The 20,540-nt window shown below is 61.2% G+C and carries 19 protein-coding genes; 14 read left to right on the plus strand and 5 right to left on the minus strand.

Annotated features, from left to right (window positions below; translation table 11 throughout):
- Positions 1-145: 145 nt before the first annotated feature.
- Positions 146-388 carry a DUF465 domain-containing protein gene (locus PMI01S_RS28670; RefSeq protein WP_033061630.1) on the minus strand — a complete coding sequence of 81 codons (243 nt, stop codon included), beginning with the start codon at positions 386-388 and terminating at the stop codon, positions 146-148.
- A 216-nt stretch (positions 389-604) separates the two neighbouring features.
- On the opposite strand from PMI01S_RS28670, the gene PMI01S_RS28675 reads away from it, so the two are divergent.
- A complete protein-coding gene (locus tag PMI01S_RS28675; protein WP_084323445.1) occupies positions 605-1,126 on the plus strand; it encodes a DUF4142 domain-containing protein in 522 nt (173 codons plus the stop codon).
- A gap of 64 nt (positions 1,127-1,190) precedes the next feature.
- Here PMI01S_RS28675 and PMI01S_RS28680 read toward each other — a convergent pair whose 3' ends face one another.
- The gene (locus PMI01S_RS28680) at positions 1,191-1,379 is read right to left on the minus strand and encodes a hypothetical protein (protein ID WP_090473922.1); all 189 of its coding nucleotides are present in this window, start codon (positions 1,377-1,379) and stop codon (positions 1,191-1,193) included.
- A 202-nt stretch (positions 1,380-1,581) separates the two neighbouring features.
- Here PMI01S_RS28680 and PMI01S_RS28685 point away from each other — a divergent pair, with 202 nt between their 5' ends.
- Genes PMI01S_RS28685 through PMI01S_RS28710 form a run of 6 tightly spaced genes read left to right on the plus strand, consistent with a single transcriptional unit; the run spans position 1,582 to position 7,009 of the window.
- Positions 1,582-2,433 carry an STAS domain-containing protein gene (locus tag PMI01S_RS28685; protein ID WP_084323447.1) on the plus strand — a complete coding sequence of 284 codons (852 nt, stop codon included), beginning with the start codon at positions 1,582-1,584 and terminating at the stop codon, positions 2,431-2,433.
- Between the two features lie 4 nt (positions 2,434-2,437).
- Complete coding sequence (locus tag PMI01S_RS28690; protein WP_084323448.1) at positions 2,438-2,800, plus strand: STAS domain-containing protein; 363 nt, start codon at positions 2,438-2,440, stop codon at positions 2,798-2,800.
- On the plus strand, positions 2,797-3,201 hold the full coding sequence (locus PMI01S_RS28695) for an anti-sigma regulatory factor (protein WP_084323449.1): 405 nt from the start codon (positions 2,797-2,799) through the stop codon (positions 3,199-3,201). The genes PMI01S_RS28690 and PMI01S_RS28695 overlap by 4 nt, the downstream gene beginning before the upstream one ends.
- A complete protein-coding gene (locus PMI01S_RS28700; RefSeq protein WP_084323467.1) occupies positions 3,198-4,208 on the plus strand; it encodes an ATP-binding protein in 1,011 nt (336 codons plus the stop codon). The genes PMI01S_RS28695 and PMI01S_RS28700 overlap by 4 nt, the downstream gene beginning before the upstream one ends.
- On the plus strand, positions 4,201-5,076 hold the full coding sequence (locus PMI01S_RS28705) for a sensor histidine kinase (RefSeq protein WP_084323450.1): 876 nt from the start codon (positions 4,201-4,203) through the stop codon (positions 5,074-5,076). The genes PMI01S_RS28700 and PMI01S_RS28705 overlap by 8 nt, the downstream gene beginning before the upstream one ends.
- Positions 5,066-7,009, plus strand: a complete 1,944-nt coding sequence (locus PMI01S_RS28710) for a PAS domain-containing hybrid sensor histidine kinase/response regulator (RefSeq protein WP_084323451.1) — start codon at positions 5,066-5,068, stop codon at positions 7,007-7,009. Before PMI01S_RS28705 ends, PMI01S_RS28710 begins: the two co-directional genes overlap by 11 nt.
- A gap of 172 nt (positions 7,010-7,181) precedes the next feature.
- Here the strand turns inward: PMI01S_RS28710 and PMI01S_RS28715 are convergent, their stop codons facing one another.
- The 3 genes from PMI01S_RS28715 to PMI01S_RS28725 all read right to left on the minus strand — a co-directional run bounded on the left by PMI01S_RS28715 (position 7,182) and on the right by PMI01S_RS28725 (position 12,928).
- Complete coding sequence (locus PMI01S_RS28715; protein ID WP_084323452.1) at positions 7,182-9,818, minus strand: excinuclease ABC subunit UvrA; 2,637 nt, start codon at positions 9,816-9,818, stop codon at positions 7,182-7,184.
- A 140-nt stretch (positions 9,819-9,958) separates the two neighbouring features.
- Positions 9,959-12,070 (minus strand): hybrid sensor histidine kinase/response regulator, encoded by a 2,112-nt coding sequence (locus tag PMI01S_RS28720; RefSeq protein ID WP_084323453.1) that lies wholly within the window; start codon positions 12,068-12,070, stop codon positions 9,959-9,961.
- Between the two features lie 168 nt (positions 12,071-12,238).
- On the minus strand, positions 12,239-12,928 hold the full coding sequence (locus PMI01S_RS28725; RefSeq protein WP_084323454.1) for a GntR family transcriptional regulator: 690 nt from the start codon (positions 12,926-12,928) through the stop codon (positions 12,239-12,241).
- A 140-nt stretch (positions 12,929-13,068) separates the two neighbouring features.
- Between PMI01S_RS28725 and PMI01S_RS28730 the strand changes: the two genes are divergently transcribed.
- The 7 genes from PMI01S_RS28730 (at position 13,069) to PMI01S_RS28760 (ending at position 20,414) form a co-directional block, all read left to right on the plus strand.
- On the plus strand, positions 13,069-14,154 hold the full coding sequence (locus PMI01S_RS28730; protein ID WP_084323455.1) for an ABC transporter ATP-binding protein: 1,086 nt from the start codon (positions 13,069-13,071) through the stop codon (positions 14,152-14,154).
- A 1-nt stretch (position 14,155) separates the two neighbouring features.
- Positions 14,156-15,073 carry an ABC transporter permease gene (locus PMI01S_RS28735; protein ID WP_084323456.1) on the plus strand — a complete coding sequence of 306 codons (918 nt, stop codon included), beginning with the start codon at positions 14,156-14,158 and terminating at the stop codon, positions 15,071-15,073.
- Positions 15,070-15,858 (plus strand): ABC transporter permease, encoded by a 789-nt coding sequence (locus PMI01S_RS28740; protein WP_084323457.1) that lies wholly within the window; start codon positions 15,070-15,072, stop codon positions 15,856-15,858. Before PMI01S_RS28735 ends, PMI01S_RS28740 begins: the two co-directional genes overlap by 4 nt.
- Before the next feature lie 17 nt (positions 15,859-15,875).
- Entirely contained in the window at positions 15,876-16,928 is a 1,053-nt protein-coding gene (locus tag PMI01S_RS28745) for an extracellular solute-binding protein (RefSeq protein ID WP_084323458.1), read from the plus strand.
- 130 nt (positions 16,929-17,058) lie between these two features.
- Positions 17,059-18,255, plus strand: a complete 1,197-nt coding sequence (locus PMI01S_RS28750; RefSeq protein WP_084323459.1) for an amidohydrolase family protein — start codon at positions 17,059-17,061, stop codon at positions 18,253-18,255.
- Positions 18,252-19,739 (plus strand): amidohydrolase family protein, encoded by a 1,488-nt coding sequence (locus PMI01S_RS28755; RefSeq protein WP_084323460.1) that lies wholly within the window; start codon positions 18,252-18,254, stop codon positions 19,737-19,739. Before PMI01S_RS28750 ends, PMI01S_RS28755 begins: the two co-directional genes overlap by 4 nt.
- Positions 19,740-19,751: 12 nt before the next feature.
- Positions 19,752-20,414, plus strand: coding sequence for a flavin reductase family protein (locus tag PMI01S_RS28760; protein ID WP_008031517.1), 663 nt, complete (start codon positions 19,752-19,754; stop codon positions 20,412-20,414).
- Positions 20,415-20,540 lie beyond the last annotated feature (126 nt).

Genomic DNA, 20,540 nt, shown 5'->3' on the forward strand with positions numbered 1-20,540 from the left:
CGCCCTGCTCTTCGCTCGGGAACTTTGGGTCATTCATGAGGCACCTCGAATGGAGCCGTAAAGTCGGACTCTGATCATTTGAGGTGCCGGGATTTATCGCCGTTCCAATTTTTCAGCCACCGGTCGTCGGTGGCTGGACGGAGTTTCAGGATGGAGTCTGGAGCCGATCAACGATCTTTTGCTTAACCTCCACTCGCTTCGCCTTGAGCTTCTTCAGTGCGTCATCACTGGGCGCATCCGATTGGGCGGTTTCAGCCTTTACCACCTCGGCGTCCGCCTGCGAATACTTGTTGATCAGTGAATCCAGTAACGGATCCTTGGTGCGTTTTTGCTGGATATCTTCCTTTGAAAGTTTCAAGTCCTGATAAAGGTCGTGTGGCACCGGCATGGAACACCTCCGTTGGTTGATCGGTGGCAAACGCGATCGATTGCGTTCACCAACTATCAGAATGGCCTCGGTCCGCAGGTTCTGTCGACCGCCTATCAGACCAGCGGTGTCCGTTCGTCGTCCTGCCGCAAACCCGATAAAACCTTTGCCCGTCCGTCGGCCTCCACAGATTAACGATCACTCGATCGCCCATAAAAACCTGTGTGGAGAAAACCAATGGACGGATTCACCCTGCGCCACCTCACATTGGCCGTAGCCTTGAGCACCAGCATGGGCGCGGCCTTCGCGGCCACTGACAATGACTTCGTCGACAAGGCGGCCGCTGGCGGCATCGCCGAGATCGAAACCAGCCGGCTGGCCCTGGAAAAAAGCGCCTCGGCCGACGTCAAAGAGTTCGCCAACATGATGATCACCGATCATTCCAAGGCGAACGATGAACTGGCAGCCATTGCGAAGAAACACGACATCGAGGTGCCTGACACCACGACATTGGTGAAGCAGGCCAAGGAAAAGATCCTCGACATGCGTGACGAGTCGTTCGACGCCGCGTACGCCGACAATCAGGTCAAGGCGCACGAAGAAACCATCGAATTATTCAAGAAAGAAGCCAACACCGTGACCGATGACAAAATCAAAGGCGCCACCGAACTGAAAGGTTTCGCACAAAAAATGTTGCCGGGCCTGGAAAAACACCTGGCTGCGGCGAAAAAACTGCAAGCCGCCCATCCAGGCAAGTAACGCGCACCAAAACAAAAATACCGCCTCCAGGGAGGCGGTATTTTTTTTGCGTCGGTAGCCAGTACTAGCCGCCGTCGGTATCGATGTCGGCGTCCGTCTCCTCGCCAGGTTTAGCGCGATCCGGATGCGGCTTGAAGCCCGGGCTGAACTCATTGTCGTTGTCGGTGTTGCGATTCTTCTGGTCAACCGCTTTATCGGCGCTTTCCGGTTCGGCGGTTTTAGCGTTTTCCTCAAGCTCACGTTGATCGGTCATATGCACCTCTTTCATCACTGGCATCGCGCGGCTGAAACACCGGCCTTGTGAATTCGAAGCTTTGCGGCAGGCATCGTTCCATCGGTGCGCCGGATGAAAATATCCCGCGGGAGAAAACAACTATTTCATACGAGAAATGTCACTGACTTGCACCGGTCGTTTTTTGAGGAATCGGCGCACACTTTTCAGGGAGTCAAGGCACATGGCAGCACTGCAAACCACCACACTCAATGCGATGAAGACAAATCAGGCGCAACTCCTTGCCGATTGGGCCCACGGCCTTGAGACCAGTGGTGCCACACGCAATATAAAAGAGCTGGATCTGAAGCAGCAGACTTCGGAATTCCTGCAGTTGATCATCGCCGGCCTTGAAAACGGCAACAGCCAGAATGTAGCGGCGCCAGGCTGGGACGAGATTCGCCAGTTTCTGGAAAAGCTCTCCCATAGCCGCGCCCTGCTCGGCCAGGACTCGCAGCAGACCGCCAGTTTCATCTTCGCGCTCAAAGGCCCTCTGTTCGCACTGTTGCAAAATCATTACCAGGACGACCCGGCACTGTTGGCCGAACAACTCTGGGAAGCCTCCGAACTGCTCGATGCGCTGGGCATGCACACGATCCGCACGTTCCAGAAATCCCGCGAAGCGGTGATCAAGCGTCAGCAGGAAGAACTGCTTGAATTGTCGACCCCGGTGGTCAAACTCTGGGACGGCGTACTGGCGCTGCCAATGATCGGCACCCTCGACTCGCAACGCACCCAGGTGGTGATGGAATCGCTGTTGCAGCGCATCGTCGACACCGGCTCGGAAATCGCCATCATCGACATCACCGGCGTGCCGACCGTCGACACTCTGGTCGCCCAGCACTTGCTCAAAACCGTGACGGCCATTCGCCTGATGGGTGCCGATTGCATCATCAGCGGTGTGCGTCCACAAATCGCCCAGACCATCGTGCACCTGGGGCTGGACCTGCAAGGCGTGGTCACCAAAGCCAACCTGGCCGATGCGCTGAAACTGGCCCTGACCCGACTGGGCATCACCGTCAGCAAGGCGGACTGAGCCGATGGAGCGTATTCCGATTTTGCAGATGGGCAACTTCCTGCTGGTGACCATTCAGGTCGACATGCATGACCAGTTGGCCCTGACGCTTCAGGATGATTTGTCCGAGCGCATCAGCCGGACATCCGCCCGGGGCGTGCTGATCGATATTTCTGCGCTGGACATGGTCGATTCGTTCATCGGCCGGATGATCGGCACCATTTCCGGGCTGTCGAAAATCATGGACGCCCAGACCGTGCTGGTGGGCATGCAACCTGCTGTCGCCATCACCCTGGTGGAGCTCGGCCTGACCTTGCCCGGCGTCAGCACGGCGCTGAATGTCGAACGCGGGATGAAACTGCTTCAGGATCGAGTACGCGAGCAATGACCGTGCGCAGCATCGGCAGCCAGCCTATTCAAATCGAGCAGGACGTCGTGCTGGCCCGGCAAATGGCGCGCAAACTCGCCCAGGAATGCGGCATGCGCCTGATCGACCTGACCAAACTGGTGACTGCCGTCAGCGAGCTGGCGCGCAACACCATGGTGTATGGCGGTGGCGGTGACATGGACTGGCAAATTCTCGACGAAGATGCGCGCACCGGTTTGCGCCTGGTCTTTCGCGACGAAGGCCCGGGCATCCCCGACATCAAGTTGGCAATGACCGACGGCTGGACCTCCGGCAGCGGCCTGGGGCTGGGCCTGACCGGCGCCAAGCGGCTGGTGGAAGAGTTCGAACTCGACACCGAGCCCGGCAAAGGCACGCGCATAACGATCACCCGATGGACATGAATATCGGCGGTTCGATGACGCAGGTATTAATCATCGAAGACAGCAGCCAGATCGGTCACGCTCGCCGCACCGCTCAGCACCTCGCAGAAAAAAACGGCTTTGACGCTACGGATGCCGGGCGTGTGGCGCTGGTGGCCACCGAGCTTGCCAGCAACATTCTCAAGCACGCCACCCGGGGCGAAATGCACCTGAGAGTGGTGCCACGCCTTTCAGGGGCGGGCATCGAAATGCTCGCCATCGACCGTGCCAAAGGCTTTGATTTGCAGGCGTGCCTGGCCGACGGGTTTTCCACCCGCGGCACCCAGGGCATTGGGCTTGGCGCAGTGTCGCGCCAGACCGACGTATTCGATACCTATGCCGATGCGCGTGGTGCGGTGCTGTTGACGCGCTTTTACCCGCGCAGCGACAAGGCACCGGACCGACGCGTCGGCGTCAGCCAGCATTCGCTGCATGACGATCCGGCCTGCGGTGACGTCTTTCACCTGGCCTTCGACGGACCACGCATCAGTGCGCTGGTGATCGACGGCCTGGGGCATGGCGAAGAAGCTGAACGTGCCGCCCGCGCCGGCGAAAAAACCTTTGCCCGGTCGCCGTTCACTTCGCCGGTGCTGTTGCTCGAGGACATCCATATCGCCATGACCGGTACCCGTGGCGGTGCGCTGGCCATCGCTCAGTTCGATGGCGAGGCCAACGCGCTGAGATTCGTCGGCATCGGCAACATCGGCGCCTGCCTGATCGCCCCGGACAAATCCCGCGGCATGGCCTCCCACCCCGGCATCGTCGGCGGGCAATACCGCAAGGCGCAGCCGTTTGACTATGCACACGTGAACGGGCATTTGTTGATCATGTACAGCGACGGTCTGCAGTCCCGTTGGAACCTGCAGGATTACCCCGGCCTGGTGCACCGCCATCCCGCCGTGATTGCCGCCATTCTGCACCGCGATTTCTGCCGTGGACGGGACGACGTTACGGTGTTGGTCATCGCTCTGGAGACAGCCCATGGCTGAGATACCCCTGAGTCAGATCGACGAACAAGCTGCGCTGATCGCGCAGTTGCAAAGCGAAGCCAACGCCCTGCGCGAAGAGCTGGACGAGACCAACCAGGGCGTGCTCGCGCTGTACGCCGAGCTCGATACCCAGGCTGAACAGTTGCGCCAGGCCTCGGACCTGAAAAGCCGTTTCCTGTCGTACATGAGCCACGAGTTCCGCACACCCCTGGGCTCGATCCTGAGCATCGCCAGTATCCTGACCGATGAACTCGACGGACCGTTGAGCGTGGAACAGCACAAGCAGGTGGCGTTCGTCAGCACCGCCGCACGCGAGCTCAGCGACATGGTCGACGACCTGCTGGACCTGGCGAAAATCGAAGCCGGGCGCATCACCATATCGCCGGCCTGGTTCGACATGTTCGACCTGTTCGCCGCACTGCGCGGCATGTTCCGCCCGATTGTCGATGCCAGCGCCGTGGACCTGATTTTCGAAGAACCCGTCGGCCTGCCACGGCTTTATACCGACGACAAGAAGCTCGCGCAGATACTGCGCAACTTCATTTCCAACTCGTTGAAGTTCACCACCCGCGGCGAAATCCGCGTTTCGGCGCGGCTGGAGGGCAGCGACCAGGTCCGCTTCGCCGTGACCGATACCGGAATAGGTATCGCTGCGGAGCTGCATGGCGCATTGTTCGAGGACTTTTCCCAAGTCGACTCGCCCCTGCAAAAACGCTTGCGCGGCACAGGCCTGGGTCTGTCCTTGTGCAAACGCTTCGCAGCACTGCTGGGAGGTGACGTCGGGGTGGAGAGTACACCGAGGGTCGGCTCGACCTTCTTTGTGATCATCCCGCTGGCCATCGCCATGGAGCCCGCCGATGAAACGTGATATCCGCCTGCTGATCGTCGATGACAACGCCGCCACGCGCTACGCCCTGCGTCGACGTCTGGAACCGCATGGCTACGCCGTGCTTGAAGCGGGTACGGGTGGCGACGGGCTTGCCCTGATCGACAGCGAGTTCATCGACGCGCTGATCCTCGACGTCAACCTGCCGGACATGAGCGGCTTCGACATCGTGCGCAAACTGCGCTCCGAGGTCGCCACCGCCCTGCTCCCGGTGATCCACGTGTCCGCCGCGTCCATCCAGACCGGCGACATCATCACCGGCCTGGACGCCGGTGCCGATGCCTACCTGATCCACCCCGTGGACCCGGATGTATTGCTCGCGACCTTGCGCACGCTGCTGCGGGTTCGCGATACCGAAAACGCTCTGCGTGAAAGCGAAGCGCGTTTTCGCGAGATTTTCGTCAACGTCTCGGCACCCATCGCCGTGCTGGACGCCCAGTTCAAGGTGCATGAATGCAATCACGCGTTCGCCCGGCTGATCCAGGACAATCACGACCCGGACGCCTTGCGCGAGTGCTTCGCCGACCAGCAGGAGATCATCCTCGACGAACTGCGTATGCGCCTGACCGCTGGCGAACGCTGGAAAGGCACGCTGAACATGCGCGTCGAAGGTGAACTACGGGAAACCGAGTGGCAGATCTCGCCCTATCGCACGCCGGAGCTGAGCCTGGTGTTCGTCGAGGACGTCACTGAACATCGCCACCGTGAACGCTCGCACCTGGCCCGGCTGGATGATGCGACGTCGCAGCTGGAACATGAAATCGCCGAACGGGTGCGTACCGAAGCGCAGTTGCTGCAGGTGCAGAAAATGGACGCGCTGGGCAAACTCACCGGCGGCATCGCCCATGACTTCAACAACTTGCTGACCGGCATCATCACCAGCCTGGAGCTGATCCAGAAACGCGTCGCCAACGGGCGCACCGACAAGGTCGTTCTGTACGCCGAAGCGGCGCTGAACTCGGCCACCAGCGCCGCGTCGCTGACTCATCGCTTGCTGGCCTTCGCCCGCCAGCAACCGCTCGATACCCGGCCGGTGGACATCAACGAACACATCCGTTCGCTGGAAGAATTGCTGGTACGCACCATCGGCGAACACATCGCGCTGAAACTCGAACTGACCTCCAAAGCCGCAATTGCGCTGGTCGATCCGATTCAACTGGAAAGTGCGGTGCTGAACCTGGTGATCAACGCCCGCGATGCGCTGCCCCTGGGCGGCAATATCTGGGTCAGCACCTACGCGGCGTACTCCCACGGGGACCTGAAACTGGCGGACGGGGCGTACGTCGCGCTGTCGGTACGCGACGACGGGACCGGCATCGAACACAGTGTGATCGACAAGGTGTTCGACCCGTTTTTCACCACCAAGCCGCTGGGCCAGGGCACCGGGCTGGGGCTGTCGAGCATTTACGGTTTCGCCCGGCAATCCGGGGGCGACGCGCACATCCGCAGCGTGGCGCGACGCGGCACCGAAGTGACCATCATGCTGCCTGCCTCGGCGGACCCGACCTCCGTTGAAGAAGAACCTTCAGTCGTGGACCCGCAAGGCTCCGGCGAGCACGTGCTGATTGTCGAAGACATGCCGGCGGTGCGCATGTTCGTTGCCGAAGTGCTGGCGGATGCGGGTTATCGCTGCACGCAGGTGGGCGATATCGAAGGTGCGCTGGAACGTCTGCAAAACGACCCTTCCATCAATCTGATGCTGACGGACGTGGGCTTGCCGCGCATGAATGGCCGGGAACTGGCGGACGTCGCCCGTAGCTGGCGAGAAGGGTTGCCGATCCTGTTCATGACCGGCTACGCGGAAAATGCCCTTAACCGCCAGGTGTTCCTCGGCAATGGCATGGACATGCTGATCAAACCGTTCCAGATCAGCGAACTGCTGTACAAGGTTCGCCGCACCCTCGACTGCGCCTGATAGACCGCCATCGCGGGCAAGCCCGCTCCCACAGGTGATTTGTGAACGCAGCAAATCCCTGTGGGAGCAGGCTTGCCTTGCAACGTAGAATCTCCCACAGGTTTTGTGAACGCCGCGAATCCCTGTGGGAGCGGGCTTGCCCGCGATGAGGCCAGCAAAGGCACCCCATCTCTCAAGCGACCCCAAGCACCCGAGCCAAAAACGGCGCCGTCCGGCTCTTTTTGCTCTTGGCGACTTTCTGCGGCGTACCCGCCAGCACAATCCTGCCGCCCTGATCCCCAGCCCCCGGCCCGATGTCGATCACCCAGTCACTCTGCGCCACCACGCGCATTTCATGTTCGACGACAATCACCGTGTGCCCCGCCGTTACCAGCGTATTCAATTGTTCGAGCAAGCGATCGACGTCCCGCGGATGCAACCCGGTGGTGGGCTCGTCAAGCACATACAAGGTCGCGCCGCGCTGGTTGCGTTGAAGTTCGGTGGCCAGTTTGATCCGCTGGGCTTCGCCGCCGGACAACTCGGTCGCCGGCTGCCCGAGGCGCAGATAACCCAGACCGATATCCCGCAGCACTTCCAGCGAGCGACGGATACCCGGCTCCTCAACGAACACCTCGACCGCTTCGTCCACCGTCAACTGCAACACCTGCGCAATGTTCAAACCCTGCCAGCTGATCGCCAGCGTTTCGGGGTTGTAGCGTGCGCCGTGGCACGTCGGGCATGGCGCGTAGACGCTGGGCATGAACAGCAACTCGACGCTGACAAAGCCTTCGCCTTCGCAGGTCGCGCAGCGGCCCTTGGCGACGTTGAAGGAGAACTGACCGGCATCGTAGCCCTCGGCCTGCGCCTCGGGTGTGGCGGCGTACAGCTTGCGCACGTTGTCGAACAGCCCGGTGTAGGTCGCCAGGTTAGAGCGCGGCGTGCGACCGATGGGTTTCTGATCGACTTGCACCAGACGCTTGATCGATTCCAGCCCTGCGCTGACCTGGCCGCCACTGACCTGCGGTGCGTCATCCTCAAGGCTCAGCTCTTGCGGTTCGCTGTTACTCACCGAACGCCCGAGATGCGCGCCCACCAGTTCCAGCAGCGCCTGGCTGACCAGGCTTGATTTACCGGAACCCGAAACGCCGGTCACCGAAGTGAAACAGCCCAGCGGAAACTCGGCACTGAGGTTGCTCAGGTTGTTGCGGGTGATGCCCTCCAGTCGCAGCCAATCGGTCGGCTTGCGGCTGGTTCGCGGCTGAGTGACCTGATCGGCGAACAGGTACGCGCGGGTCTGCGAGTTCGTCACTTCGGCCAGCCCCTGTGGCGGCCCGCTGTACAGGACGCGGCCGCCATGCTCGCCCGCCGCCGGGCCCACATCGATCAGCCAGTCGGCACGGCGCATGGTTTCCAGGTCATGCTCGACCACGAACAAGGTGTTGCCCGCGGCTTTCAAGCGCTGCAAGGCTTCGAACAGCGCTTCGCCATCCGCCGGATGCAGACCGGCCGACGGTTCATCCAGCACGTAAATCACCCCGAACAACTGTGAACCCAATTGCGTCGCCAGTCGCAACCGCTGCAACTCACCGGACGACAACGTCGGCGTGCTGCGCTCCAGCGCCAGATAACCGAGCCCCAAGTCGGTCAGCGTGCTGACCCGCTCCAGCAAATCCTGAGCGATCCGTTGTGCGGCCAGGCGTTTTTCCACCGACAGGTTGGGCGTGTGGCGCACATCCGGCGCGTTGGCGTGACCACTGGCGCCGTGGGCCACTCGCTGCTCACGGGCCTCGCGGGTCTGGTCGTGGCTCAACACCTCGCCCGCCTCATCGGCCTGTTCGAGGTAACTGTGAGCGGCAACCGGCTTCAAGACTTCGGCCACTTGCAGCAAGGGCATCTGCGATAACTCGCCGATGTCGTAACCGGCGAACGTCACCGACAACGCCTCGCGCTTGAGCCGTTTGCCGTCGCACAGTGGGCACGGACTGCCGAGCATGAATTGCGAAACACGCTTCTTCATCAGCGCGCTTTGCGAATGGGTGAAGGTGTGCAGGATGTAGCGCCGGGCACCGGTGAAGGTGCCCTGGTAACTCGGCTCCATTTTGCGCTTGAGGGCGACTCTGGTTTCTTCCGGTGTAAGCCCGGCATACACCGGAACGGTCGGGGTTTCCTCGGTGAAGAGAATCCAGTCGCGCTGCTTTTTCGGCAGGTCGCGCCAGGGTTTGTCGACGTCGTAGCCCATGGTCACGAGGATGTCCCGCAGGTTCTGTCCCTGCCACGCCGTGGGCCAGGAAGCGACCGCACGCTGGCGAATGGTCAGGCTGGGGTCCGGGACCATCAGCGCTTCGGTGACTTCGTACACCCGACCCAAACCATGGCATTCAGGGCAAGCGCCTTGGGGTGTGTTGGGCGAGAAGTCTTCGGCATAGAGCATCGGCTGCCCCGGCGGATAACTGCCGGCGCGGGAGTACAGCATGCGGATCAGGCTCGACAACGTGGTCACGCTGCCCACCGAAGAGCGGGTGCTCGGTGTGCCCCGCTGTTGTTGCAAGGCGACCGCGGGCGGCAGGCCGTCGATGGAATCGACGTCAGGCACGCCGACCTGATCGATCAAGCGTCGCGCATACGGCGCCACGGACTCGAAATAGCGCCGCTGCGCTTCGGCGTACAGGGTCGAGAATGCCAAGGATGATTTCCCCGAGCCGGATACGCCGGTGAACACCACCAGCGCATCACGCGGGATATCGACGTCGACGTTCTTGAGGTTGTGTTCACGGGCACCGCGCACTCTGACCATGCCGGAAGGAGAATCGGGAGTGCGCTTGGAAGTCATGGGGTGCCTTGATCAGAAGGTTCGAAGGATTGACGCATTGCCGGGAATTCACGCGATCCCATTGTAGGAGCCGGCTTGCTGGCGATAGCGATTTCACGGACGCCATCGCCAGCAAGCCGGCTCCTATAATAGTTGTGTGTTCAGCCATTGAGAACTGTGCGGATCATCCGGGTCAGTGCTTCGGGGCTATAGGGTTTGCTCAGTAAAAAGGTATCGGGGCTGAGTTGGTGATTGCGCGAAATAATGTCACGGGTGTGGCCGGACGTGAACAGTACCGCCACCGGTGGCGTCTGCACTTTGACCCAGGCCGCCAGGTCCGAACTCTTGATCAGCCCGGGCATGACCACATCGGTGAAAATCAGCTCCACTTCCACCCCGTCCAGCAGCATCTGCATGGCGGCATCGCCGTTGGCGGCGGTCAGGACCTGATAGCCCTCCTCGCTCAACAATTCCACCGCCGAAGCGCGCACCGCGTCATTGTCCTCCACCACCAGAATGGTTTCGTGACCGCCGCGTTGCGGCGTGTCATGGGGCGCTGTTTCACCGAGCGGGGGGCGCAGGCTCCGTGGAAAATACAGCTGCACCCGAGTGCCCTGCCCTTCGACGCTGGACATCTCGATGTGCCCGTCACTCTGTTTGACGAAACCGAACACCATGCTCAGCCCCAACCCCGTGCCCTGGCCATCGGCCTTGGTGGTGAAAAACGGTTCGAACGCTTGCGCGAGCACTTGCGGCGACATGCCGACGCCCGAATCGGCCACGGCGACACGAACATAATCACCCGCCGAAATCCCCTTGCCTGCACAGAACCGGCGATCGAGTACGACATTCTCGGCGCTCAGTTCAATGGTCCCTTCACCCTGCATGGCGTCACGGGCATTGATCGCCAGATTGAGAATCGCGTTTTCCAGTTGATTGCGATCGACGTTGATGTACCAGGACGCTTGAGGCAACCGCACATCAATCTGGATGGTTTCGCCCAACGCCCGTTGCAACAATTCGCCCAGGCCTTCGAAGATCTGCCGTGGGTCGCACACCGCTGGCGACAACGGCTGACGGCGGGCGAATGCGAGCAATTGCGAGGACAGTTTCGCGCCCCGCTCCACCGCCGCAATCGAGGCGCTGACCCGGCGCTGCACGTTGGCATTGTCCGGCTCATGTCGCGCCAGCAAGTGCAGGTTGCCGGCGATCACCTGCAGCAGGTTATTGAAGTCATGAGCCACGCCCCCCGTGAGCCCGCCGATGGCTTCGAGTTTCTGTGACTGGCGCAGTTGTTCTTCCGCCGCCAGCCGCGCTTCGACTTCGTCGGCGACGCGCTGCTCCAGATTCCGGGTGAACTTGAGCAGGGATTCTTCGGCGGTCTTGCGTTCGTGGATGTCGATCAACACCCCGGGAAAGCGGAACGGTTCGCCTTGCTCATCGAACTCGCAGCAACCGCTGGCCTGCACCCACAGGTAACTGCCGTCGGGGCGTCGCACACGATATTCGGCGTTGAAGGGTTCGCCAGTGGTGACGGATTGATTGACCTGCTCGTTGACCCAACTGCGGTCGTCGGGATGAATCCGCGCCTCAGCGAAGTCCGTCGGCAAGTCGCCGAGGTTATACCCGGCCGGATAGGAAAAGGTCCGGGCAAAGCGTTCATCGCCCGAAAGCAGATTGCCCTTGATGTCCCAGACAAATGAGCCGAGCAAGGCCCCGGCATTCAACGCCAGGCGCACCCGTTCATTGTCGGCGCGGTAGGCATCTTCGGCTTCCTGGCGACGGCGCTCGGAAATCACATGGTCAGTGGTGTCGACCACCATCGCCATGACCCCGGCCGGCTGCCCCTGGTCATTGGCCACCGGGCTGTAATAAAGGTCCAGCCATACGTCTTCGGGCACGCCGTCCCTCAACAGCACCAGCTCTTTGTTGCGATAGGACAAGGTGCCGCCGGCCAGGCAGGTATCGACCACATGCCGGTTGAACTCGGCGACTTCCGGCCAGCCCAGTTCCACCGGAGCGCCCAACAGATAAGGATGTCGGCCACCGGCGAACGACGAGTACGCGTCGTTATAGATCATGTAACCGGGGTGGCCCCACAACATCACCATCGGCAGTGGCGAGGCGAGCAACAGCTGCACCGCGCTGCACAGGCTGGCGGGCCAGGCGTCGATGCTCCCCAGCTCGGTCTGGCTCCAGTCGAACGCACGGATGCGCCCGGCCATTTCGCCGTTCCATCCGGCACACCCGTGGCTATCGTCTAGAAACTGCATTGGCTGGCTCTATATCCGGTAACTGCACCCGTTTGTTTCGAGCATCGCGGATGCCAATGGTTTCATGGAAGGTTAGCTGATTCTTGCGGCAATCCGTGGCGCCACAAATCCCTGTGGGGGCGAGCAAGCTCGTTCCCACAGGAACCAGGTCAGGTTTGAGCTTTGTGGTTAAACCTCGATCAGGTGCTTGAGCGGGTGATACCCCGTTTTCAAGGTGGCAGCGACATCGAGGATCGCCTTCTCGATACCGTTCAAATGCATGCAGGTCAGTTCAATCGCGGCGCTCTGGTTGCCGGCCTCGATGTACTCGATCAGGCGCAGGTGCTCATCGTCGCGGCAGGCTTCGTGGCTGTCGTCATCCAGCGCAGCAGCGTACAGCGAGGCGCGGGAAATCAGTTTGCGGAACCAGTCCAGCAACACGGGGTTGTTCAGGCTTTGCGCGAGTTTGATGTGGAACTCGCCGAGCAGATGAATCAACCGTTCATGGTCACCGCTGCGGTGTGCTTCATCCTCCAGCAACAGGTGATCGCGCAAGTCCTGGGTCACCGCGGTATCACGCCGGCGACAGAGTTCGCTGACGATGCCGATCTCGATCAAGCGCCGCGTTTCAAACAGCGAACGGATCTCTTCATCGCTGGGCAGCGATACCGACGCCCCCTTGTTGGGCTCGGTCGTCACCAATCCATCCGCCTCCAATTGCTTGAGCGCAGCACGAACCGACGTGCGGCTGACATTGAAAAGCTCCGCCAACGACGCCTCGCCGAGCTTCATGCCGGGACGCAACGAACGTTTGCTGATCGCCTCGTAAACCCCTTGGTAGACGCGGTCGACCGTGGTCTCGAGTTTCTTCTCGGTCATTTGAACACTCCTTTAGCGCTAAACAACCGGCCCCAGGCGATGAGCAGCCTTTGAAAAAGGGGGTTGCACAAGCAGATTAATCCGGTTATTTGTAGATTGCATCCAGATATTGCATACAATAATTGGAGGAATGCACCATTATGGGTCATCCAGTCGCAATCGAAGTGCGTAACGTCTCCAAGCGGTATTCCGACGATCCGGGGCTGGCTCCAGCCCTCGACAACGTTTCAGTCGACATTGCCGACAATGAATTCTTCACCCTGCTCGGCCCGTCCGGCTGCGGCAAAACCACCCTGCTGCGCACCATCGCCGGCTTCGAACACGTCAGCGATGGCGAGATCCGTCTGGCGGGCGAACCGGTCAATGATTTGCCGCCGTTCAAGCGCCGGGTCAACACCGTCTTCCAGAGTTACGCGCTGTTTCCGCACATGAGTGTCGCGCAGAATATCGCCTTCGGCCTCGAGATGCAGGGCCTTGATCACAAGGTTATTCCTCGGCGCGTCGATGAGATGCTGGCGCTGGTGCAGATGCAACACCTGGCCAAACGCAAACCCGCCGAATTGTCCGGTGGCCAGCAACAACGCGTGGCCCTGGCCCGGGCGTTGGCGCCGAAACCGAAAGTGCTGTTGCTGGACGAACCGCTGTCGGCGCTGGACCTCAAGCTGCGCAAAGAGATGCAGGTCGAACTCAAGCGCGTGCAGAAGGAAGCCGGGATCACCTTCATTTTCGTCACCCACGATCAGGAAGAAGCCCTGACGCTGTCCGATCGCATCGCGGTGATGTCCGCCGGCAAGATCCTGCAGATCGGCACGCCGAACGATATCTACGAACGGCCGCAGCATCAGTTCGTCGCCCAGTTCATCGGCGACATCAATTTCCTGCCCGGCCACCTCAAACGCGGTCAGCAGAACGAAAAACTCTTCGTGCCCAACGGCATGCCGGTGGAAATCCCCTGCCCGGCCCAGGGCTTCGACGGCAGCAATGTGCAACTGGCGTTCCGCCCGGAGCGTTCACAACTGGTCGAACCGGAGCAACCGCATCACCTGCGCGGCATCATTGAAGCGGTGTTGTACGTCGGCACCGCAACCCTCTACCAATGCCGCTTGAACAACGACATCAAGGTCATGCTGCGGGAAAACAACGAAGGCCTGAACCGCGGTCGCGCAGTCGGTGATCGCGTCGCGGTCAACCTGCCGCCCCACGCCTGCCTGTTGATGGAGGCCTGAGATGAGCGTCAGCAGCACTTCTCCCGCTCTCAACCGCGCGCTGTTGCTCAGCCCGGTGGTTCTGACTTTGCTGGCGCTGATCGCCATTCCGCTGGGCATCATGGGCTACATCAGCCTGTTGCCACGCAACGTGTATGGCGGTGTCGACTGGCAGGCCAACTGGCAGTTGCAAAGCTACGTGCAGCTGTTTTTCCAGGAAGGTTTCGACGGCGAACTGGAACTGAACTGGGTCTATGCCCAGGCGCTGTTGCGCTCGGTGTTCCAGGCCGGTGGCACGACGTTGCTGTGCTTCCTGTTCGGTTTTCCGGTGGCGCTGTGGATGTCGAGCCTGACCCCGCGCCGGCGCAACCTCATGGTCCTGCTGATCACCATTCCGTTCTGGACCAACCTGCTGATCCGCAACTACGCGTGGCTGATCATCCTGCGCGAGCATGGCTGGGTTGCCCAGAGCCTCAACGCGCTGTTCCCGCAGGCGGGCGGCATCACTCTGCTTTACAACGACTTCGCCGTCAGCGTCGGTCTGGTCTACAGCTTCCTGCCATTCATGATTCTGCCGATCTACTCGACCCTGGAAAAACTCGACTGGCGCCTGGTGGAGGCCGCCTACGACCTGGGCGCCAATCGCTGGCACGCACTGAAGCGAATCATCCTGCCGCTGTCGATGCCGGGGGTGATTGCCGGCGCGTTGCTGGTGTTTGTGCCGAGCCTCGGCGCCTTCATCACCCCGGCGATTCTCGGCGGCGGCAAGACGCTGATGATCGGCAACCTGATCCAGCAACAGTTCGGCACCGCGCGCAACTGGCCGCTGGGCAGTTCGCTGTCGTTCCTGTTGCTGGGGATTCTGCTGCTGTCCCTTGTGCTTTACGCGCTCTATAGCCGCAGCGCCGCCAAAACGCTTCGTCGGGGAGCCACCGTATGATCGCCCTGCACCTGAAAAAACTGCCGCTGACCCGCGAAGTCAGCCTGCTGATCCTGGCCTATCTGTACGTGCCGATCTTTGTGCTGATCGCCTACAGCTTCAACGCCAATCGCTCGGCGACGGTGTGGACCGAGTTTTCGTTCGCCTGGTACGGGCGGATTCTGGCCAACCCGTCGATCCAGACAGCGGCGCTGAACTCGATCATCGTCGCCAGCATCGCCACGGTTTGCGCCACGGCCATTGCACTGCTCGCGGCGCTGGCGACTTACCGGCCGTTCTACGGGCAGAAGATGGTCGAGGGCGGGATCAACCTGCCGCTGATCCTGCCGGAGATCGTCACTGCCGTGGCCACGTTGCTGCTGTTCATGGCGCTGGGGATCAAGCTCGGTTTGCTGACGGTGATCGTCGCACACATCGGCTTCTGCATTCCGTTCGCTTACCTGCCGATCCGCGCGCGTTTGAACGACCTGGACAAAAGCCTGCTGGAAGCGGCGAACGATTTGTACGCCAACCCGTGGCAGGTATTCCGCCGGGTGACGTTGCCGTTGTTGTGGCCGGCGGTGTTGTCCGGCTCGGTGCTGGCATTCGTGGTCAGCCTCGACGATTTCATCATGACGTTTTTTGTGGCCGGCCCCGGTTCGACGACGTTGCCGGTGTACATCTTTTCGGCGATCAAGGCCGGCGTGACGCCGGAGATCAACGCGATCTCGACCCTGATGCTGGTGATTTCCATCGTGCTGGTGGTGCTGGCCTTCTGGCTGGGACAGCGCGGCAAACAACAATAATCCTGGAGCGTTCTTTTATGAAACTGAAAAGCATGCGGTATGGCGTCGCCGGTCTGGCCCTCAGTTGCTTCACTGTTTTTACCGCGCAGGCGGCCGAGCCCAAGGAACTGTTCTTCTACAACTGGACCGATTACTACCCGGTGGACCTGCTGGCCAAGTTCGAAAAAGAGACCGGCATCAAGGTCACCATGGACGGCTACGACAGCAACGAAACCCTGCTGGCCAAGTTGCAGGCCGGCGGCGCGGCGTATGACGTGATCGTGCCGTCGCAGTCAATCATGCGCACCCTGATCAATCAGGACCTGCTGCTGGAAATCGACGCGTCGACCCTGCCCAACTTCCAGTACGTCAAACCGGCATTCCGCGACCCGAGTTTCGACCCTGGCCGTAAGTTCTCGGCGCCATACCTGTGGGGCACCACCGGGTTTTCCTATGACAGTGCACGTGTGCCGGGCGGCAAACTCGACGACTCGTGGAAAGAGTTCTTCGAACCGCGCAAGGAACTGCAAGGCCAACTCGCCGCCCTCGATACCTCCAGCAGCGTGATCAATGCCGCCAGCCATTATCTGAACGTCGACGAGTGCAGCGAAAACCCGCAGGACGCCAAGCGCATTCTGGAACTGCTGCAAAAGCAGAAACCGTTCCTGAAGATGTACAGCTCGGACAACACCGTCGACCGCATGGCCTCCGGCGAAGTGATCATGATGCAGAACTGGAACGGCTCCACCGCCCGCGCCACATTGCAGAAGAGCACGATCAAATACGTGTATCCGAAAGAAGGCCTGGCGATGTTCCAGGACAACTTCGCCGTGCCCAAAAGCGCCCCGCACCCCGGCAACGCGAAGATCTTCATCGACTGGATGATGAAACCGGAAAACGCCGCCGCCGTGTCCAACGCCATCGCCTACGCCAACGGCATCCAAAGCGACAAGTTGATCGACGCCAAATGGCGGGTCATGGATGCGATCAACATGCCCGACGAGTTCGCCTCGCGCCTGCGCCCCGAGAAAGAGTGCAGCAACAAGGCGCGGGCGCTGCAGGACCGGATCTGGTCGAAGCTCAAGGGCTGATTGGCTGGCTTGAGACCGAGGCGCGGCCATCGCCAGCAAGCCGGCTCCTACAGGGAAATGCATTTCAAATGTAGGAGCCGGCTTGCTGGCGATGAGGCCCTTCCACACAACACAGAATTCGAGGTATGCAATGACCCAACCCCGCTGGCTGCGCAACGTGCGCCCCTACGGCTCCACCGCCGAAGACCTGCTGATCGAAAACGGTCTGTTCAAGCAACGTCGCCCGGCATCGTCCGCGGCCCTGACCGCCACCGACATCGACGGCCAGAACCAGCTCCTCACCCCGGCCCTGGTCGAAAGCCACGTCCACCTCGACAAAACCCTCTGGGGCCAACCCTGGCGCCCGAACAGCGCCGGACCGACGCTCAAGGATTACATCGCCAACGAGCGCCGAGTGCTGCGTGACGTGAAAAGCCCTATCGCCGAACGCGCCGGGGCTCTGCTGGAAAACTGCATTGCACGCGGCTCCCTGACCATGCGTTGCCACGTCGACATCGACCCGGATTTCGGCCTGCGCCATGTCGAAGCCATGCAACAGCTGCGCGAACGCTACCGCGACCTGATCGACCTGCAACTGGTGGTGTTCCCGCAAACCGGCCTGATCAGCCGCCCTGGCACCGCCGCACTGATGCGCGAAGCCATGGCCCTGGGCGTGGAAAATGTTGGCGGTCTCGACCCGTGCGGCATCGACAACGACCCCGTCGCCCAGCTCGATTTCGTGTTCAAACTGGCCAGCGAATTCGACCGTGGTGTCGACATTCACCTGCACGACAAAGGTGAACTGGGCCTGTGGCAAATCGCGCTGATCGCCGACTACACCGAGCATTACGGGCGTCATGGTCGGGTAATGATCAGCCATGCGTATTGCCTCGGAATGCTACCGTGGAGCCAGGTCAAACCGGTGGCCGAACGGCTGGCGGCGCTGGGAATTTCGCTGATGAGTTCGGCACCCGCCGACTGCGCGGTACCACCGTTCCTTGCATTGCGCGAGGCCGGGGTGAATGTGTGCCTGGGTTCCGACGGTATTCGTGACGCCTGGTCGCCCATGGGCAACGGCGACATGCTGGAACGGGCGATGCTGCTGGCGCTGCGTTTCGACTTGAACAAGGACGAGGAGCTCGCGGCGGCGTTTGCAGCGGCGACCGTGAATGGCGCGCTGGCGTTGGGCTGTGAAGATTTTGGCGTGGAGGTCGGTCAACCGGCGGACTTCCTGTTGATGCCGGTACAGACGCTGGGTGAAGCCGTGGTGTCGCGGCCCGTGCGCCAGGTTTATCGGCGCGGCGAGTTGATAGCCGCGGGTGGCCGACTGCTGGACAGCCGCTTGTGAAATGCATCGGCCTGAAAAGCAGCTGCGTGGTCGGTTTCGACGGCACGCAACATGTGCTGTGGCGCGACGGCGAAGTGGTGTTCGAAGGCTCGCGCATCGTGTTTGTCGGCAGGGATTATGCCGGCCCGGTGGATCAGTGGATCGATTACGGCAACGCGCTGATCGGTCCCGGTTTCATTGATCTGGATGCACTCGGCGACCTCGACTCCACGGTGCTGACCCTGGACAACGGCGATGAACGCGACATGGGCCGAATGTGGTCCGAAGACTATCTGGCCGGCGGTCCACGGGAGAGTTACACCGCGGATGAAGAAGTCTTCAAGTACCGCTACGCCTTCACGCAGCTGATCCGCAATGGCATCACCACCGCCATGCCGATCACCTCGATGTATTACCGCGAGTGGGCCGAGACCTACGACGAATTTGCTGCAGTGGCCGGTGTGGCAGCCGAGCTGGGACTGCGGACTTACCTTGGCCCCTGCTACATGAGTGGCATGAGTTACTGGCGCGCCGATGCAAGCCTGGGGCATCACTGGGATGAAGCCCGGGGCATGGCCGGGCTCGACGCGGCTGCGCGGTTTTTCGAGGACTTCGACGGTGCACATGACGGTCTGATTCGTGGCGCGCTGCTGCCGGATCGCATTCAGACCTGCACCCCGGCGCTGCTGCAACGCACCGCCGCGCTGAGCCGTGAGCTGAACGCACCGATGCGTTTGCATTGCTGTCAGGGCCTTGGCGAAGTGGCGATGGTCGAGCAATTACGCGGTGTTTCGCCGCTGGCGTGGCTGGAGCAATGGGGTCTGCTGACACCACGCAGCCTGCTGCCCCACGGCATTTACACCCACGGTGATGAAGACCTGCAACGGGTGGTGAATGGCGGCGCTAGCCTGGTGCATTGCCCGGTGGTGTTTGCCCGGGACGGCGAGGCGCTGAACTCGTTCGGGCGCTATCGGGCCAAGGGCATCAACTTTGCGCTGGGCACTGACACCTGGCCGGCGGACTTGCTGGACAACATGCGTCAGGGGTTGAACATCGCTCGCTTGATGGAGGGCGGTAGTTCGTTGACCAGCACGCTGGACATGTACAACGCTGCCACCCTCGGCGGCGCCAAGGCGCTGGGGCGTGATGACCTCGGCCGACTGGCGCCGGGGTGCAAGGCCGACATCACGGTGTTCAGCCTTCGCGGCCTGCATTTGGGGCCGCTGTTCGATCCGTTGAAAAACCTGGTACTGGCCGGGCGCGGTGACGACTGCATCGCCAGCTACATCGATGGCCGCTGCGTGATGCAGGACGGCCAGGTTCAAGGCGTCGACTACCCCGCCCTGCAACGCCAGGCCCAACGACAATTCGAAACACTGATGCGCAGCCACAGCGATCGGGCCTTTGGCCAACCGGACTGGAAAACCCTGTTCAAACCGGCCATCCCGTTCGCCGACGACTACAGCGCGCACGCGCCACTGAGCGCAATGAATCCCCTACTCTAGAGATTTCTGCCCATGCAAAGCTTCGACTTCAGCACCCTGAGTGCGCGGGACAAATACAAGATTCTGATCGGCAGCGTGGTGCCTCGCCCCATCGCGTTGGTTACCACGATCGATGGCGAAGGACGGATCAACGCCGCGCCGTTCAGCTTCTTCAATGCGCTGTCGGCCGACCCGCCGATCCTCGCACTGGGCGTTGAGAACTACGGCGACCAAAGCCCCAAGGACACCACCCGCAATATCCAGCTCAATCAGGAATTCACCGTCAACATCGTCAGCGATGCGTTGGTGGAAGCGATGAACGTCTGCGCCGTGCCCTTCGCTCCCGGCTTCGACGAACTGACCGCCGCCGGCCTCACGGCCATTCCCGGCACCACGGTGAAATGCCCGCGCATCGGCGAGGCGCCCGTGGCGCTGGAGTGCCGACGGATGATGGCGCTGTCCATCGGGCAGTCGCGGGAGATCATCTTCGGCGAAGTGCTGATGGCCCATGTGCGGGATGAACTGATCGACCCGAAAACCCTGTACATCGATCAGCTGGGGCTCGATGCGATTGGGCGGATGGGTGGACATGGGTATGCGCGTACCCGGGATTATTTCGATTTACCGACCCGCTCGTTGCAGGCGTGGACGGACGCGCCGGGCGGTGGCGAACGGTTTTGGCCAGAGGCTAAATAATCAGAAAGTCACCACAACCTGTAGGAGCCGGCTTGCTGGCGATGGCGTCATCACGGCCACCACCGCTTCGCCAGCAAGCCGGCTCCTACAGGTTCAGTGTTGTGCAGAAAATTAACGGCATGATCC

The organism is Pseudomonas migulae NBRC 103157, assembly GCF_002091715.1.
Taxonomy (GTDB): Bacteria; Pseudomonadota; Gammaproteobacteria; order Pseudomonadales; family Pseudomonadaceae; genus Aquipseudomonas; species Aquipseudomonas migulae_A.

Bases quoted from the DNA above. Each gene is read 5' to 3' on its own strand.
- PMI01S_RS28670 (WP_033061630.1), bottom strand. From the start codon at position 388: ATGCCGGTGCCACACGACCTTTATCAGGACTTGAAACTTTCAAAGGAA.
- PMI01S_RS28675 (WP_084323445.1), top strand. From the start codon at position 605: ATGGACGGATTCACCCTGCGCCACCTCACATTGGCCGTAGCCTTGAGC.
- PMI01S_RS28680 (WP_090473922.1), bottom strand. From the start codon at position 1,379: ATGACCGATCAACGTGAGCTTGAGGAAAACGCTAAAACCGCCGAACCG.
- PMI01S_RS28685 (WP_084323447.1), top strand. From the start codon at position 1,582: ATGGCAGCACTGCAAACCACCACACTCAATGCGATGAAGACAAATCAG.
- PMI01S_RS28690 (WP_084323448.1), top strand. From the start codon at position 2,438: ATGGAGCGTATTCCGATTTTGCAGATGGGCAACTTCCTGCTGGTGACC.
- PMI01S_RS28695 (WP_084323449.1), top strand. From the start codon at position 2,797: ATGACCGTGCGCAGCATCGGCAGCCAGCCTATTCAAATCGAGCAGGAC.
- PMI01S_RS28700 (WP_084323467.1), top strand. From the start codon at position 3,198: ATGAATATCGGCGGTTCGATGACGCAGGTATTAATCATCGAAGACAGC.
- PMI01S_RS28705 (WP_084323450.1), top strand. From the start codon at position 4,201: ATGGCTGAGATACCCCTGAGTCAGATCGACGAACAAGCTGCGCTGATC.
- PMI01S_RS28710 (WP_084323451.1), top strand. From the start codon at position 5,066: ATGAAACGTGATATCCGCCTGCTGATCGTCGATGACAACGCCGCCACG.
- PMI01S_RS28715 (WP_084323452.1), bottom strand. From the start codon at position 9,818: ATGACTTCCAAGCGCACTCCCGATTCTCCTTCCGGCATGGTCAGAGTG.
- PMI01S_RS28720 (WP_084323453.1), bottom strand. From the start codon at position 12,070: ATGCAGTTTCTAGACGATAGCCACGGGTGTGCCGGATGGAACGGCGAA.
- PMI01S_RS28725 (WP_084323454.1), bottom strand. From the start codon at position 12,928: ATGACCGAGAAGAAACTCGAGACCACGGTCGACCGCGTCTACCAAGGG.
- PMI01S_RS28730 (WP_084323455.1), top strand. From the start codon at position 13,069: ATGGGTCATCCAGTCGCAATCGAAGTGCGTAACGTCTCCAAGCGGTAT.
- PMI01S_RS28735 (WP_084323456.1), top strand. From the start codon at position 14,156: ATGAGCGTCAGCAGCACTTCTCCCGCTCTCAACCGCGCGCTGTTGCTC.
- PMI01S_RS28740 (WP_084323457.1), top strand. From the start codon at position 15,070: ATGATCGCCCTGCACCTGAAAAAACTGCCGCTGACCCGCGAAGTCAGC.
- PMI01S_RS28745 (WP_084323458.1), top strand. From the start codon at position 15,876: ATGAAACTGAAAAGCATGCGGTATGGCGTCGCCGGTCTGGCCCTCAGT.
- PMI01S_RS28750 (WP_084323459.1), top strand. From the start codon at position 17,059: ATGACCCAACCCCGCTGGCTGCGCAACGTGCGCCCCTACGGCTCCACC.
- PMI01S_RS28760 (WP_008031517.1), top strand. From the start codon at position 19,752: ATGCAAAGCTTCGACTTCAGCACCCTGAGTGCGCGGGACAAATACAAG.